The following is a 14,137-nucleotide window of genomic DNA, read 5'->3' as shown; positions in this document are numbered from 1 at the left end:
TCACATCATTTCGCTGGTCTCAGTGCCCCAGCATGCCACTGTGCCGCTTGGCGCATGCTTACGAGATCCTTAATACCCCCGCCCGCCGGTGATCGTCAGTGGGTTGTGGTCGCTCCCGTGAGTACAGATCGGGACATAACGGGCGCGCCAGCAACCACAACCCACTGACGATCACCGCGGGTAGTGGTATACGACAGGGCTGGACCGAGTATCCTAATACCTCAACTCTGGTTGAGGTCGATGAGTCTGGAGCATCCACACCGTGGACGAGGTCATGGAACCACCGGCATGGGATCGCAAGGAGCTGACGGTCGGCGAGCTGTCCGCTCGCAGCGGCGCCGCCGTCTCAGCATTGCATTTCTACGAACGCAAGGGACTCATCACGTCCCGCCGCACCACTGGCAACCAACGCCGCTACGCCCGCTCCACATTGCGCCGGGTCGCGCTGATCCGGATAGCCCAGCGCGTCGGCATCCCCCTCGCCGAGATCAAAACCGCGCTCGACAACCTCCCCAACGGGCGCAATCCCACCAAGAAGGACTGGGAGAAGCTCTCCCGGGCGTGGCGCTCCGAGCTCGACGAACGCATTCGCAAGCTGCAGCAGATCCGCAACGAGTTCACCGACTGCATCGGCTGCGGCTGCCTGTCACTGAACCGATGCTCACTGGCGAACACGCACGACGAGCTCGGCACTCACGGCGAGGGTCCACGGCGGCTCATCGAAGCCGAGTCCGCCTGAATCCCGATCAGCTTTCCGCGGTCGCAGATGGCCTGACCGTGCCGTCGGCAAAGACGTCGTAGCTCACGCCACCCACCACCAGACCGTTCAACTCGGCAGCCGGATCCAGCCGGGCCACCAGCGGATCAGCATTCACCGTCCCGTCCAGCGACACCGACACGCCGAATATCGACTCGATCACCAGCGCCGCCCACGAGCCGGCCGACGAACAAGCCCAGTCGATGAGGTACGGATACTGCGGCGGCGACTTCACCGCACCACCGTTCACCGGCGGCTCGGCTTCCTCCACGAAATGCGCCTGTCCGGGCGGGCCCTGGTTGGCCGTACGAGCCAGGCCGGGCAGCCAATCCAGGGCGACGTCGCCGGCGCCCAACGCCACGAGCGCTCGGGCGGCGTCGGCCGGCCACGCGGGATATGCGCCATTCCACTGGTGGTCGGGGCGGACACTGAAGGTGGCGTCGTCGTCGTACGGTGACAAAGCCCGCATCCACGACGGCGTCTGGAGTTCCCGCCGGAAGAAGTCCACCATCTCGGCCCGCCGCTCATCGGGCAGGTCCGCGGCGATCGTCGTACCCACCGTCGTGAAGTCGTAACAATGCCGGACCGGCACCAGCCGGCCGTCGGGATGGCGGGCTTGGAAGAATCCCGCTCCGTCGACGTAGAGCTCCATCACGTGTTCGACCAGTTCGTCCGCCTCGGCGCGCAACCGCTTGGCCCCGGCGTCGTCGCCGGTCAGCTCGGCGACCTCGGCCGCTGCGCGCATACACCAGACGTTGGCCGCGTTCAGGCTGGCGACCTCGTGGACGTACGTGCTCACGCATTCCAGCAGGTTGTCGATCTCTCCGTAGTCGGCCAGCGCACTGCCCGCGCGTAGTCCCTTCCACGCCTCGGCCCAGTCACCGACATGCGCCGCGACCGGCCGCGTGGGCCCGTCCGCCGCGGCCAGCGACCGGCCGAGGAAGTCCCGATCTCCACTGAATCGCACATAATCGCGGACCAGCCTGGTCATCGCGTAGTCGTTGACCGAGTACCAGTTCCCGACCGGTGCGCCCGCCTGCCATTCGGTGCCGAAGTGTGTGTGGATGTCCGTTGTCACCCAGTGCTCGATGTGTCTGCGCATCGGCTCCGGATCCAGCAACGCGTGCACCATCGAGCTGAGGCTGTAGTCCCAGATGAAGGTGGTGGTCTGCCAGTAACGGGGGGTGAGCGTGTCGTAGGTCCGTCCCATCACGCTGGCCGCGCTGTCGCGGCGGAACCACATGGTGCCGACGACCCCCCACCAATAGAGCTTGCGCAGCGCATCCGAGCTCGTGCGCAGGATCGGCATGCTTCCGGAGAACTCACCCGAGCCCGGGGTGAAAACGGCTTCGAGCTGCCGATTCCACTCAGTCTCAGCCGCCTCGACCGCGGCGGGAACGTCGTCGGCCAATCGACCGAACGCGGCGAGTGCCTCGTCCTCCGAACCGCCGACGACATGCACGTATCCAACGCGGCCAGTCTCGTCGGGCTGCAGCGTGAGCCGCGTGGGCAGCATCCGTGGCCCGTTGCCGGGGGCCGGGTCGGGATCGTCGCCGGAGTCACGCTGCGCGGCCCATCCCTGCACACTCACGGCGGCCGACGTACCGCGGCCAAGCACAGCTGCCAGGCCGGGCACCGCCTCCAGTGTGTTCGGCTCGCCCGGAGGCGACGACGCGAGCCATGGCTTGCCGGAGGCGGTGACCGTGGACGCCGTCGACAAACCCAGTGACACCGTCCGCGCCACATCGCCCTGATTGGTCACCCGGATATCGACAACGACGCCCAGCTCACCGGGCGGGCATACCGTGACGGTCTCGATCAGCAGGCCGTCGACGACGCAATGCCGTTCCACCCGGTCCGGGCGCCACACCACTTCAACCGCACAGCCGAAGGAACGCAGCAACCTGCCGTCGAGGTAGAGCGCTCCGGTCACCGTGTCGCCATGTGAGAAGGGCGGGAAGTTCACACTGCGCACCGCGACGACGTCGTGGTCCACCTGGACGGCGCCGAGGAAGTTGGTCAGCCCCGGCGGGTTGAACATGTCGTCGAACCGGTGTGTCATCACGTCGCTGGTGAGATCGTGCACGGTGGGGATGTCTGGCGATGTCATGAGATACGTGCCTCGTTCCAGGTGGTGCCCGGCGTGGAGGGGTCGGCGTAGTCGAAGTTGGGCAGCAGCGGGTACCAGTTTGGACGGCCTGGATCGCGGTCGTACGGGTAGTTGCCTAGTTCGCGGTAGAGCTCGGCGTACTCGGCGACCTTGTCCCGGTCGAGCGAGACACCCAGTCCCGGCCCGGACGGCACCTCGATGGCACCGCCTTGGTAGGCGAGCTTGCCGCCCTGGATCACGTCGTCCTGAAGGTGGTGATAGTGCGCGTCCGCGGCGAACGTCAGGTTGGGCACGACGGCGCCCATGTGCAGCATCGTGGCCAGCTGCACGCCGAGTTCTCCCGATGAGTGCACCGCGACGCCCAGCTGGAACGTCTCGCAGACACCGGCAGCCTTCACACATGGCCGGATGCCGCCCCAGAAGGTCGTGTCGAGAAGGATGACGTCCACGGCCGGGTCGCGGACATTGGTGGCCAGCTGTTCGAAGTTCACGACCACGGTGTTGGTCGCGATCGGCAGCGAGGTGTTCTCACGCACCCGGCGCAACCCGTTGAGGCCAAAGGTCGGGTCTTCCAGGAAATCGTTGGGCAGGTCCTCGATCGCCCGCGCGAACCGGATGCCCTCCTCGACACTGAGCGCACCGTTGGGGTCGTAGCGGAACCGATCCTGCGGGAATGCCTCGGCCAGCGCCCGGTAACACTGAAGTTCGTATTCCGGCGAGAAGACGCCGCCCTTGAGCTTGTGGGTGGTGAAACCGTACTTCTCCCGTAACCGACCGGCATGCTCGACCAGCTGCTCGGCGGTGCGGACCTCACCCCCACCGTCCGCTCCGGGATACCGGAAGAACAGGTAGCTGGCGAACTCGACTTGGTCTCGGACCCTGCCGCCGAGAAGGTCGTGCACCGGCACACCGAGATGCTGTCCCTGCAGGTCAAGGCAGGCGAATTCGATCGCGGCGAGTAGCTGGGTGCGGTTGTTGTAGAGGCTGGCCGTCGGATTGGCCAGCATGAATCGCAGCGCCTCGGTCCGGGCGGGATCGTGCCCCACCAGGTAGTCCCGCAGGCCCGTGATCGCGGCCTCCGCGCTCTGTCCGCCACCGCCCATCTCGCCCAGGCCGATCAGGCCGTTGTCGGTCTCGACCTCGACCAGGGTCCGGACGAACCGTCCCCAGTGAGCCCCGTTGCTGTGTCGCAACGGAGCCCGCAGGGGCATCGTGACGGTAGTGGCACGGACGTCAGTGATCCGCATCGTCTCTGTTCTCCTCAGTTGTTACTCGGGAAGCGCAACGCTCAGCCCCGCGGTCAAACCCCCGTCGACCCGCAGGTCGGCACCGGTGACGAAGCCTGCTTCGGGGCCGGCGAGAAAGGCGATCGCCTGCGCCACTTCCAACGGCGTCGCGACCCTGCCGAGTGGATGCGACCGGCCCCACTCCGCCACCAGGTCATCCGCGCTGCGGTCGCCGGAGAACCGGTCGGCTGCCCACCGCAGCATCGGCGTGTCCACGGAGCCGGGGCACACGGCGTTGACCCGGATCCCCTCGGCCGCGTGGTCCACGGCCATTGCCTTGACCATCGCGACGAGGGCTCCCTTGCTCGCCGCGTAGGCCGCGACTCCGCTTTGGGCCGCGTACGCCTGGACCGATGCGACGACGACGACGGACCCGCCGCCGCGAGCCCGGATCAGCGGGACGAAGTGGTGGCACGACGCGAACACTCCGCGCACGTTGACCGCCATCACCTCGTCGTAGCCGTCCATGCTCATCTCATCGACCGTGCCGTACCGCTGCACCCCGGCCGCGCAGACCAGCACGTCCACTCCGCCGTGGCGTTCGGACACCCGCCGCGCGGCGGCAGCGATCTGGGCCTCGTCGCTCACATCGACCTGCTCCGCCTCGACCGACAGGCCATCGGATTCGGCGGCGGAGGTCAGCCGAGCAAGCGCGGCCCGGTCCCGGTCCAGAGCGACGACGGTCGCCCCAGCTCCGGCCATGTGCCGCGTCACCGCTTCGCCGATGCCTGCCGCGCCGCCGGTCACGGCGACGACACGGGGCCGCGGCTCGATCGTCGGTGTCATCGAAATCTCTCGTCTCCTTGTCGGATCGGTGATCTGGTGGCGCTAGAACTGGCCCAGCGCGAGTCCCCGCGAGAAGATCCGCTGAGTGGCGAGGAACAGCACCACCGTCGGGATTGATACGAGCAGTCCGCCTGCCAGCACCACTGGCATCGCCGAGCCGCCGTACGTGCTCTGCAGGCTGGTCAGGGCCGGCATGATCGGGCGGACGCTGTCGGATTGGCTGAGCGTCAGGCCGAGCAGCAGGTCGTTCCAGATGAACGTCGCCTGCAAGATGAAGACCGCCACCATCGCGCTCTGGGACATCGGCAGGTAGATCCGCCAGAAGATCCGCCACGTGGAAGCACCGTCCACCACCGCGGCCTCGAACACGTGGTGGGCGATTCCGGTGAAGAAGTTGCGCATGACGAACGCGGAGAACGGCACGCTGATCACCGTGTAGACGAGAATCAGACCGATGCGGGTGTCGTACAGACCGGTGTCGGCGTAGCCAACGAACAGCGGCATCAGGATCATCTGCAGGGGGAAGACCGTCCCGCCGAAGATGAAGATGAACCACCAGAATCCGTGCCGGATCCGCAACGCCACGATGGCGAAGCCGACGCCGGCGCCGATCAGGACACCGATCAGCGGGCCGCTCACGCTGTAGATGAGCGTACTCATGATCGAAGAGCCCAGATTGGCCCGGTCCCACACATCGCGGAAGTTGTCTAGCAGCGCGGTTCCGAACGACGGCTGCCACACGGTGGACGACGAATAGTCGCCGGGCAGCTTCGATGCGTTTACGACGAGCAGGTACACGGGTAGCAGCCACAGCAGGCCCAGCAGTCCGAGGAAGACCGGCTTGATCACTTTGGTCATCGTCGCCCCCTACAGCGCCTTGCGCTCGGACAGCTGCCGGCGCAGATAGGCGATGGAGGCGGTGAGAGTCACCACGGTGAGGAACACCGAGACCGCGCCGCCCATGCCGTACTCGCTCTGCACGAACGTCTCGCGATACATCGTGATGGCGAGCGTCTCCGACGAGCGTCCCGGACCACCCTGCGTCATGATGTAGACCACGTCGAAGGTCTTCAGGCTCGCCACGATTGACAGGCCGACGACGACGGTTGTCAGGGGCCGCAGCATCGGCCACAGGATGCTGCTGAACATCCGCCAGCCTGACGCGCCGTCCACCCGGGCCGCCTCGAGCGGCTCCTTCGGGATGGATTGCAGGCCGATGACGAACAGCAACGCGTTCACCCCCGATGCCTGCCACGCTGCCGCGCCTATCATCACGAAGGTGTTCAGCGGTGCGTCCAGCAACCAGCGTGACTCGGCTCCCGGCAGTCCCACGAAATCCATTGCCTGGGTCAGCGCGCCACCGCTCTGCAGGATGAACCCCCAGATCACCCCGACCGCCACGCCAGAGATGGCGTAGGGGATGAGGAACGGCAGCCGGAACCATCCGCCGAAGCGCATGTTGTAAGTGAGCACGGCGATCAGCAGGCCGATGCCCACCGGCACGATGATGGTCCCCGCCACCCACAGCGCGGTATTCCGCAGCGACGTCAGCAACGCCGGGTCGGAGAACAACGCCTGGTAGTTGTCCAGGCCGACCCATTCCGGCGCCCCAAGGCCGCGGTAGCGGGTGAAGCTCAGATATGTCGTCCACAGGAACGGCAGGTAGAGCAGCCCGGCCACGATGAACACGCCCGGGGCGACGAAACCCTTCGCCGGCCACCGGTATGCGGGTCGCGCGCCACCCCCACCACTGCGGCGCGCGACCCCCGTCTCAGGCTCGAGCTGTACGGACTGCGAGGTCACTGCTGGCTGGCCCAGTACGCGTCCGCTTCGGCCTCAATCGCCTCCAGGATCGGCATCGGGTCACCCGGGTTGGTCACGAACGCGCCGAACCCGTCCAGCGCGGCGGTCAGGATCGGCTGCGGGGTCGCCTCGAAGTAGCGCTCGATCAGCCGGACGTCGTCGGTGCCGGCCTGTTCTCCGAGATCGGCCAGACGCTCGTCGCGTACTTCGGCGTTCGGGTTGTACGAGACATCGCCGCGCGCGTTAGCCCATTCGGTCTGCGCCTCCGCGCCGACCCACCAGCTCATGTACTCCATGGCGTCAGCGCGGTCGTCGGCCTCTTCGGCCGCGCAGAGCGGGCCGGACTCCACGATCAGCGAGGTCTGCGGCAACGACGGGTCCATGTTGGGAACGACGAAGAAGTCATAGTCCTCACCGGACTCCATGCCCAGCTCGTTCAGCGCTCCGGTGAAGAACGTGCCGAAGTTGAGCATCGCGACGTCGCCGTTGTTCAGCAGAATCTGGGGGTCATCCGCGCTGTCCGGAGCGGTGAAGTGGCCGGCGTCGATCATGTCGCGCCACTGCTCCATGACGGCCACGACGCCCGGATCGGTGTAGCTGGCGTCACCGGTGGACAGGGCCTCGTACAGGTCGGGATCGCTGCCGGCAAGCAGAGTCTGGAACCAGACGAACGAGAACAGGATGTTGGTCTGGTAGAAGGCGGGGATCCCTTCGCCCGCGAGTGTGTCCGCGATCTCCATCAGATCGTCCCACGTCTCCGGCACGTCCAGTCCATGCTCGGCGAAGACGTGTTTGTTGTAGTAGATCACCCAGTAGACGACGTGCAGCGGCACGCAGTACTGCTCGCCGTTGTACGTGTAGTACTGCTCGAGGTCTTCGGGGATGTCGCCACTCGCCATCGCCTCGGCCCACAGGTCACTGGTCTGCGCCACCATGCCCTCGTCCACCAGCTCGGCCAGGGCATCGCCCGTGTGCCAGGTGAACAGGCTGGGCTTCTCCGCGGTGCGGAAGGACTGTTTGATGAAGGCGGAGTAGGCGTCGGCTTCGGAGTAGCCGGTGAAGTCGAGGTCGTATCCGATCTGCTCTTCGGAGGCATCACTGACCCGGTCGAACTGCGGTTCCCATGCGGCTTTGTCGGTGTAGAACTTCAGCGTCCCGCCGCCGGAGGGGGCCTCGCCGTTGGCGCCACTGGTGCCGTTGCCGTTGGCACTACTAGTGCCATCGCCGTTGCCGTCGTCGCCGCCGCAGGCACTCAACAGCAGCGCGCCGGCGGCGAGACCCGCGATCATGAGCTTGGAACTGTTCTTCATGACTCCACCTCGTTGTGTGTTGGTCGATTTCGGGCGCCCGCAGACGAAGGAGGCAGGCTCAGGCGCCCGACGGTCTGGAAGTCTTTCGCCGGTCAGGTCAGGATTCGCGAGAGAGCCGCTCCCGCACGATGCGGAGGACGTTGTCGAGATGCTCCTCCATGGCCTGCCGAGCAGCATTCACGTCGCCGTCCACGATCAGCTCGGTGATACGCCGGTGTTCGTCGAAGTCGCGTTCTTCATCGCCGTGAAGACGGAGGATCTCCCGCTGCTCTTCGGCATGGATGAACACGATGGAGTCGAGGACCTCGGCCAGGATCGTGTTACCGCCCGTGGTCGCGATGGTTCGGTGAAAGTTCAGGTTGACCAGCCACAACCGATCGTCATGGCCCGAGATGCACCGGCGTGCCTCGTCCAGCGTGTCCACCAGGAGGTCGATTCCGTCCGGGCTGCGGACCGTGGCCGCCAGGGCGGCGATGGGCGGTTCGATCTGCCGGCGCGCTTCCAGCAGTTCGATGAGTTGGTCGCCGGTCGGCTTGGGCGACAGTGGATTCGGCAGCACCATCCGTCGCACGTTCTCGCCTACATACACACCCGAGCCGTGGCGGAGGTTCACTCCGCCCATGGCCTCGAGCCGACGCAACGCCTCCCGCATAGTCGGTACGGCCACCTGGAACCGACCTGCGAGCGTTTTGACTGACTCCAGCTGGTCACCGGGCTGCAGCGACTCGTCGTGAATCATGGTGGCCACGGCCATCGCGAGGTCATTGGACAGGCTACGGCGCTCAGGGCTGCCGGTACCCGTGGCCGGACCATAGGAAGACATAAAGTGATCTAATCACTTTATGTCTTGCCGGTCGACCCCCGTGACCAAACCGCAACACACGTATCGGTGACGATCACCGGCATGGGTGGCGATATCCCATGGACGTTGTCACTGGTTGGTCCTATATTCCGAGGAGGATGCTGCTACTCCGAAAAAGGTGCCGCGGCCCCATCAACAGCTGAGTCGCCCTTGGCAGGCAGCGATGATTCCTGACGGTGAGTCCGGTCTACCCCGTCGTCACCGTCAGAACACTGAACTGCCCGTACTGATCGGGCCAGAAGGGGGAATACAAGTGGTTGATACAGACGCCGACCTGGCCGTCGAGACGTCGGGGCTGGTGAAGCACTTCGGTGAGACCCGTGCGGTGGACGGCATCGACCTCTCCGTGCGCGCCGGAACGGTGTTCGGTGTTCTCGGACCCAACGGCGCAGGCAAGACCACTGCCGTCAGGATGCTCGCCACGCTGCTCAAGCCCGATGCCGGAACGGCTCGGGTGCTCGGCCACGACGTCCAGCGCGAGGCGGACGCCGTGCGCAGCCGGGTCAGCCTCACCGGCCAGTTCGCCTCCGTCGACGAAGACCTCACCGGGCTGGAGAATCTGATATTGCTGGCGCGGTTGCTCGGACACTCGCGAGAGCAGTCAAGGTCCCGGGCCTCCGATCTACTCGACGCGTTCGGCTTGACCGACGCCGCCAATCGCCAGGTGAAGAAATACTCCGGTGGTATGCGCCGGCGCATCGACATCGCCGCCAGCATCGTCGCCACGCCGGACGTCTTGTTCCTCGACGAGCCCACCACCGGCCTCGATCCCCGGAGTCGCAATCAGGTGTGGGATATCGTCCGGGTCCTGGTGGCGGGCGGCACCACTGTCTTACTGACCACTCAATACCTGGACGAAGCGGATGAGCTCGCCGATCGGATCGCGGTCATCGACCACGGCAAGGTCATCGCCGAGGGGACCAGCGGTCAGCTGAAGGCTTCAGTCGGCTCCGGAACGGTCCACATCCGGCTGGCGGACGCAGCGCAGCGCCCGGATGCCGAGCAGCTTCTCAGCCAACGCCTCGGCACCCAGGTTTACCTCGAGAACGACCCCGTGGCCCTTACGGCCCAGACGGGCGACGCCGCCCTTGTCTCGCTGGCCATCAACGAACTCACCAGCTCCGGTATCGGCGTCAGCGAGTTCTCATTGGGTCAGCCCAGCTTGGACGAAGTCTTCCTGGCACTCACGGGGCACCCTGCCGAAGAAGAACCCGAGACCACTAGCGAGGAAGCAGCATGACTACGCCCGCCTCGGATCGGCTCAGCCGGACGCAGCCGACCGTCGACGAAAAACTGCTCGCCGCACTCGCCACCGGACAGCGGCCGCCACGCCCTTCGCCGGCCCGCGCCTCGTTCACCTTCGGCTGGCGAGCACTACTAAAGATCAAACATGTTCCCGAGCAGCTCTTCGACGTGACCATGTTCCCCATCATGTTCACGCTGATGTTCACCTTCCTGTTCGGTGGCGCTCTCGCCGGTTCCCCGCGCGAGTACATCCAGGAGCTCCTGCCCGGCATCCTGGTCCTCACCGTGGCAATGATCACCATGTACACGGGCCTCGGCATCAACAAAGACATCAACAAGGGGGTCTTCGACCGGTTTCGCTCGTTGCCCATCTGGCGGCCTGCCGTACTCGTCGGCGCCCTTTTCGGAGACGTACTTCGCTATACACTCGCCTCCCTGATCGTGATCGGGCTCGGCCTATTGCTCGGTTTCCGGCCGGCCGGCGGCGCCATCGGAGTCATCGCCGCCGTGGCTTTGCTCCTCGTCTTCGCCTTCAGCCTGTCCTGGGTATGGACAACGCTTGGAATGCTGATGCGGACTGAAGAGTCACTGATGGCAGTGAGCATGATGATCCTGTTTCCGCTCACGTTCATCAGCAACGTCTTCGTCGACCCCGCGACCATGCCCGGATGGTTGGAAGCATTCGTCGACGTCAACCCGATCACGCACCTGTCGACGGCATCTCGTGGGCTCATGCACGGATCGGTCGACGGCTCGCAGGTCATGTGGGTGCTCCTCGCCTGCGCCCTGCTGGTCGCCGTTTTCGGCCCTATCACCATGAGGTTGTTCCGCACGAGGCAGTAACACACCGGAGCTGTAGTCGTGAAGCAAGGGCACACTGGAGAACGGCGTCTGATCGGAGCAGCCAGACCAAAGAAAAATCCCCTGGCCCGGACGTACCCGGCCAAGGGATTGAACTTTGGTGCGCGAGGGGGGAGTTGAACCCCCACGTCCTTTCGGACACACGGACCTGAACCGTGCGCGTCTGCCTATTCCGCCACCCGCGCGCTGCTACCCATCACCATAACGACACAATGTCGTCTGCGGCAAAGCAGTCTAACACGCACGCACGTGTGCACGAACCAGTGGCTCTGAGGGCGCACAATGGTCGGATGCACTCGTAAAAGCCGAGCCCATGCCCACGTCGGTGGCGTTGTCGCCGTTACGATCGGAGGCTGAAGGCAGCGGGTGGAGATGTCATGAGGCGAAGGAGGTGGCCATGGGGGTTCTGCAGCGGTTTGAGCGACGGCTCGAGGGTCTTGTCCAAGGTGTATTCACCAAGGCGTTCCGGTCACAGGTTCAACCGGTCGAGATAGCGGCCGCCATCCAGCGTGAGATCGACAACAACGCGCAGATCGTCTCGCGCCAGCGTTCACTCGTGCCCAACGCGTTCGTCGTGGAGCTGGGTCCGGCCGATCATGACCACCTTGGTCCCTATACGGCCACGCTCACCCAAGAACTCATCGACATGGCCAACGAACACGCCAACCTGCAGCACTATGCCTTCACCGGCCCGGTCAGTGTCGCGTTCGAGCGGCACGAAGACCTCGGCACCGGACAGTTCCGCGTCCGCAGCCAGGTCAGGGCCGGTGTCGACCGTGCCCCGGTGTACGCGCCGACTCCCACCAGTGAGACTCGCGCCGCCGGATACCTGGTGATCAACGGCACCCAGCATCCGGTCATTCCCCCCGGCGTGGTGCTCGGCCGAGGCAGCGAAGCCGACATCCGCATCGATGATCCCGGCATCTCCCGACGCCATGTAGAGGTACGTGTGCACCAGACCGGGCAAGAAACTCAGCTGGTAGCCGTGGATCTCGGCTCAACGAACGGTACGGTGATCGATGGCGCACGCGTGCCTCAAGCCCAGGTGACCGACGGCTCGCGGATCTCGCTCGGTTCGACGGTCGTTCACGTACACAGAAGGAGGTGAGGGGTGTCTGAGTTAACCCTGACGGTTATCAAGCTCGGCTTCCTCGCCGTGCTGTGGCTGCTCGTGCTCTCCGTCACCTCGGCGATGCGTGCTGACCTGTTCGGCGTGCGCCCGCCGAAGCCGCCCAAACAGTCCCGCGAGGCGGCCCGTCAGGCAAAGCAACCTCGCAACGGCAAGGGGCAGCCGTCCAGCGTCGTCATCATCGAGGGCCCGGACACCGGCCGGCACGCCCCGCTGCAGGGTGCGCCCGTCACATTCGGGCGTGGTGATGACTGCACCTTCCCACTGGCCGATGAATACATCTCCACGCAGCACGCTCGGCTGCGTTTCCACGAAGGTCAGTGGTATGTCGAGGATCTCGGATCCACCAACGGCACATACATCGGCAACGACCGGCTCACACGCAGCACACCGGTCAACGTCAAGAGCCGATTCCGCCTCGGTAAGACCGTCGTCGAGCTGCGGAAGTAGGCACAGATGCCGTTGACGCTGCAGTACGTTGCCCGATCGCATGTCGGTCTCATCCGTGAGGGCAACGAAGACTCCGGCTACGCCGGCCCGCATCTGCTCGCAGTGGCCGACGGCATGGGTGGCCACGCCGCCGGCGAAGTTGCCAGCCAGGCCGCCATCGAAGAACTTGTCCAGGTCGAAGACGTACCGGCGCATGACGATCCGCTGGCGTCGTTGTCCTCGGCCATCAGCGCGGCGAATGACCACATCCGTCAATTGATCACCGACGATCCCACCCGTGAGGGTATGGGAACCACGGTCACCGCGCTGTTGTGGAACGGCACCGCTCTCGGCATGGGTCACATCGGAGACTCCCGCGCCTACCTCCTCCGGGACGGCTCCATCAACCAGCTGTCCCACGACCACACATTCGTCCAGACGCTGGTCGACGAAGGCCGCATCACTCTCGACGAGGCGAGCGTGCATCCGGCACGTTCACTGATCCTCAAAGCGTTGCAGGGTCAGGGCCAGGTCGAACCCGATCTCATGCTCATCGATGTGGCGGCCGGCGATCGGCTCCTCCTCTGCAGCGACGGCCTCTCCGGTGTGGTCTCCGACAGCACACTCGCCGAGACGCTCGGGGCCATGGATGCTCTGGACGATGTCGCGGACGAACTCATCCGGCTGGCGCTGGCCGGCGGCGCCCCGGACAACGTCACATTGATCGTCGCCGACATCCTCGAAGCGGAGGACGAGGCCGCCGCCGGATTCACCACCGAATCATTCCTCGTAGGCGCCGCCGCTGGAGACCACCCGCCGTCCCGGGAGCGTCCGACACGCCGGCGGCCGGCAGCCGCCCTGCGGGTACTGCTCGGTGGCGAGGAACGCCCACGCGACCCCGACGAGCTCGAAGCCATGCGGTACGCACCACGGCCGCCTCGGCGCTTCCGCTGGGTCCGGCCGTTAGTAGTGCTGGTGGCGGTCGCGTTGCTCGGCTGGGCCGGCCTGAGCCTGGCGAACAACTGGGTCCGCACTCAGTACTACGTCGGCAGCAGTGCCGGCGAGGTCGCCATCTTCCAGGGCCTGAGCCAGGAGGTCGGCCCGATCCGCCTGTCCGAACTGCACGACACCCCGGGTGGCCTGCCCGTAGACGCCCTTCCCCCGCTGTACAAGAACCAGGTCGAGGGCACCATGGCGGCCGACAGCATCGACCACGCTCAGCAGATCGTCCACGACCTTCGCCGGCAAGCGTGTAACGCCTCCGACCTGCCGCGCCCGGACGACGATCCGGCCGACGATCCCGAACCGACCAGCACGCCGGACCCGACCGGATCGGCGGATGTGACCATCGAGCCCACCGAACCGGCCGACGCCGATACCGAGGACGCAGACACCGACGACGAAGCTGAAGCGGAGTCCGAGACCGACGACGAGACCGACCGGCTACGCGCCGCCGAAGCCGATCGGGACGGTTGGCTCCCAGCCGACACCGACCTGGACTGCACGGGGGTGTGGTGAATGTCGATTTGGCATGAGCCAAAGTTTGAACCGGGGGAACG

General features: G+C 65.6%; 13 protein-coding genes and 1 tRNA gene. 6 read left to right on the top strand and 8 right to left on the bottom strand.

Features of this window, described 5'->3' with window-relative positions:
- Window positions 1–274 precede the first annotated feature (274 nt).
- Entirely contained in the window at window positions 275–739 is a 465-nt protein-coding gene (soxR, locus tag F7O44_RS12930; RefSeq protein ID WP_162451019.1) for a redox-sensitive transcriptional activator SoxR, read from the top strand.
- 7 nt (window positions 740–746) lie between these two features.
- Here the strand turns inward: soxR and F7O44_RS12925 are convergent, their stop codons facing one another.
- The 7 genes from F7O44_RS12925 to F7O44_RS12895 form a co-directional block, all read right to left on the bottom strand.
- Window positions 747–2,867, bottom strand: a complete 2,121-nt coding sequence (locus F7O44_RS12925; protein ID WP_162450675.1) for a glucosidase family protein — start codon at window positions 2,865–2,867, stop codon at window positions 747–749.
- A complete protein-coding gene (locus F7O44_RS12920; RefSeq protein ID WP_162450674.1) occupies window positions 2,864–4,114 on the bottom strand; it encodes an enolase C-terminal domain-like protein in 1,251 nt (416 codons plus the stop codon). The genes F7O44_RS12925 and F7O44_RS12920 overlap by 4 nt, the downstream gene beginning before the upstream one ends.
- A gap of 21 nt (window positions 4,115–4,135) precedes the next feature.
- On the bottom strand, window positions 4,136–4,939 hold the full coding sequence (locus tag F7O44_RS12915; protein WP_162450673.1) for an SDR family NAD(P)-dependent oxidoreductase: 804 nt from the start codon (window positions 4,937–4,939) through the stop codon (window positions 4,136–4,138).
- A 42-nt stretch (window positions 4,940–4,981) separates the two neighbouring features.
- The gene (locus tag F7O44_RS12910; RefSeq protein WP_162450672.1) at window positions 4,982–5,797 is read right to left on the bottom strand and encodes a carbohydrate ABC transporter permease; all 816 of its coding nucleotides are present in this window, start codon (window positions 5,795–5,797) and stop codon (window positions 4,982–4,984) included.
- A gap of 9 nt (window positions 5,798–5,806) precedes the next feature.
- Window positions 5,807–6,628, bottom strand: a complete 822-nt coding sequence (locus F7O44_RS30300) for a carbohydrate ABC transporter permease (protein WP_343073877.1) — start codon at window positions 6,626–6,628, stop codon at window positions 5,807–5,809.
- A 110-nt stretch (window positions 6,629–6,738) separates the two neighbouring features.
- A complete protein-coding gene (locus F7O44_RS12900; protein ID WP_162450671.1) occupies window positions 6,739–8,052 on the bottom strand; it encodes an ABC transporter substrate-binding protein in 1,314 nt (437 codons plus the stop codon).
- A gap of 97 nt (window positions 8,053–8,149) precedes the next feature.
- Window positions 8,150–8,875: a FadR/GntR family transcriptional regulator gene (locus F7O44_RS12895; protein ID WP_162450670.1), complete on the bottom strand. Its 726-nt coding sequence runs from the start codon at window positions 8,873–8,875 to the stop codon at window positions 8,150–8,152.
- Between the two features lie 292 nt (window positions 8,876–9,167).
- On the opposite strand from F7O44_RS12895, the gene F7O44_RS12890 reads away from it, so the two are divergent.
- Entirely contained in the window at window positions 9,168–10,154 is a 987-nt protein-coding gene (locus F7O44_RS12890; RefSeq protein ID WP_222851317.1) for an ATP-binding cassette domain-containing protein, read from the top strand.
- On the top strand, window positions 10,151–11,002 hold the full coding sequence (locus F7O44_RS12885; protein WP_162450668.1) for an ABC transporter permease: 852 nt from the start codon (window positions 10,151–10,153) through the stop codon (window positions 11,000–11,002). Before F7O44_RS12890 ends, F7O44_RS12885 begins: the two co-directional genes overlap by 4 nt.
- 116 nt (window positions 11,003–11,118) lie before the next feature.
- Here F7O44_RS12885 and F7O44_RS12880 read toward each other — a convergent pair.
- Window positions 11,119–11,205 (bottom strand) — tRNA-Leu (locus F7O44_RS12880).
- A gap of 212 nt (window positions 11,206–11,417) precedes the next feature.
- Between F7O44_RS12880 and F7O44_RS12875 the strand changes: the two genes are divergently transcribed.
- From F7O44_RS12875 to F7O44_RS12865, 3 genes are read left to right on the top strand one after another with little or no spacing between them, the layout of a single operon-like run.
- Window positions 11,418–12,128, top strand: coding sequence for an FHA domain-containing protein (locus F7O44_RS12875; protein WP_162450667.1), 711 nt, complete (start codon window positions 11,418–11,420; stop codon window positions 12,126–12,128).
- A gap of 3 nt (window positions 12,129–12,131) precedes the next feature.
- The gene (locus F7O44_RS12870; RefSeq protein ID WP_162450666.1) at window positions 12,132–12,599 is read left to right on the top strand and encodes an FHA domain-containing protein FhaB/FipA; all 468 of its coding nucleotides are present in this window, start codon (window positions 12,132–12,134) and stop codon (window positions 12,597–12,599) included.
- Between the two features lie 6 nt (window positions 12,600–12,605).
- Window positions 12,606–14,096 carry a PP2C family protein-serine/threonine phosphatase gene (locus F7O44_RS12865; RefSeq protein ID WP_162450665.1) on the top strand — a complete coding sequence of 497 codons (1,491 nt, stop codon included), beginning with the start codon at window positions 12,606–12,608 and terminating at the stop codon, window positions 14,094–14,096.
- Window positions 14,097–14,137 lie beyond the last annotated feature (41 nt).

The organism is Phytoactinopolyspora mesophila, from assembly GCF_010122465.1.
In the GTDB taxonomy this organism is placed as follows: domain Bacteria; phylum Actinomycetota; class Actinomycetes; order Jiangellales; family Jiangellaceae; genus Phytoactinopolyspora; species Phytoactinopolyspora mesophila.
The sequence above is the reverse complement of the archived record's forward strand: the minus strand, read 5'-3'. Positions and strand labels throughout refer to the sequence as shown.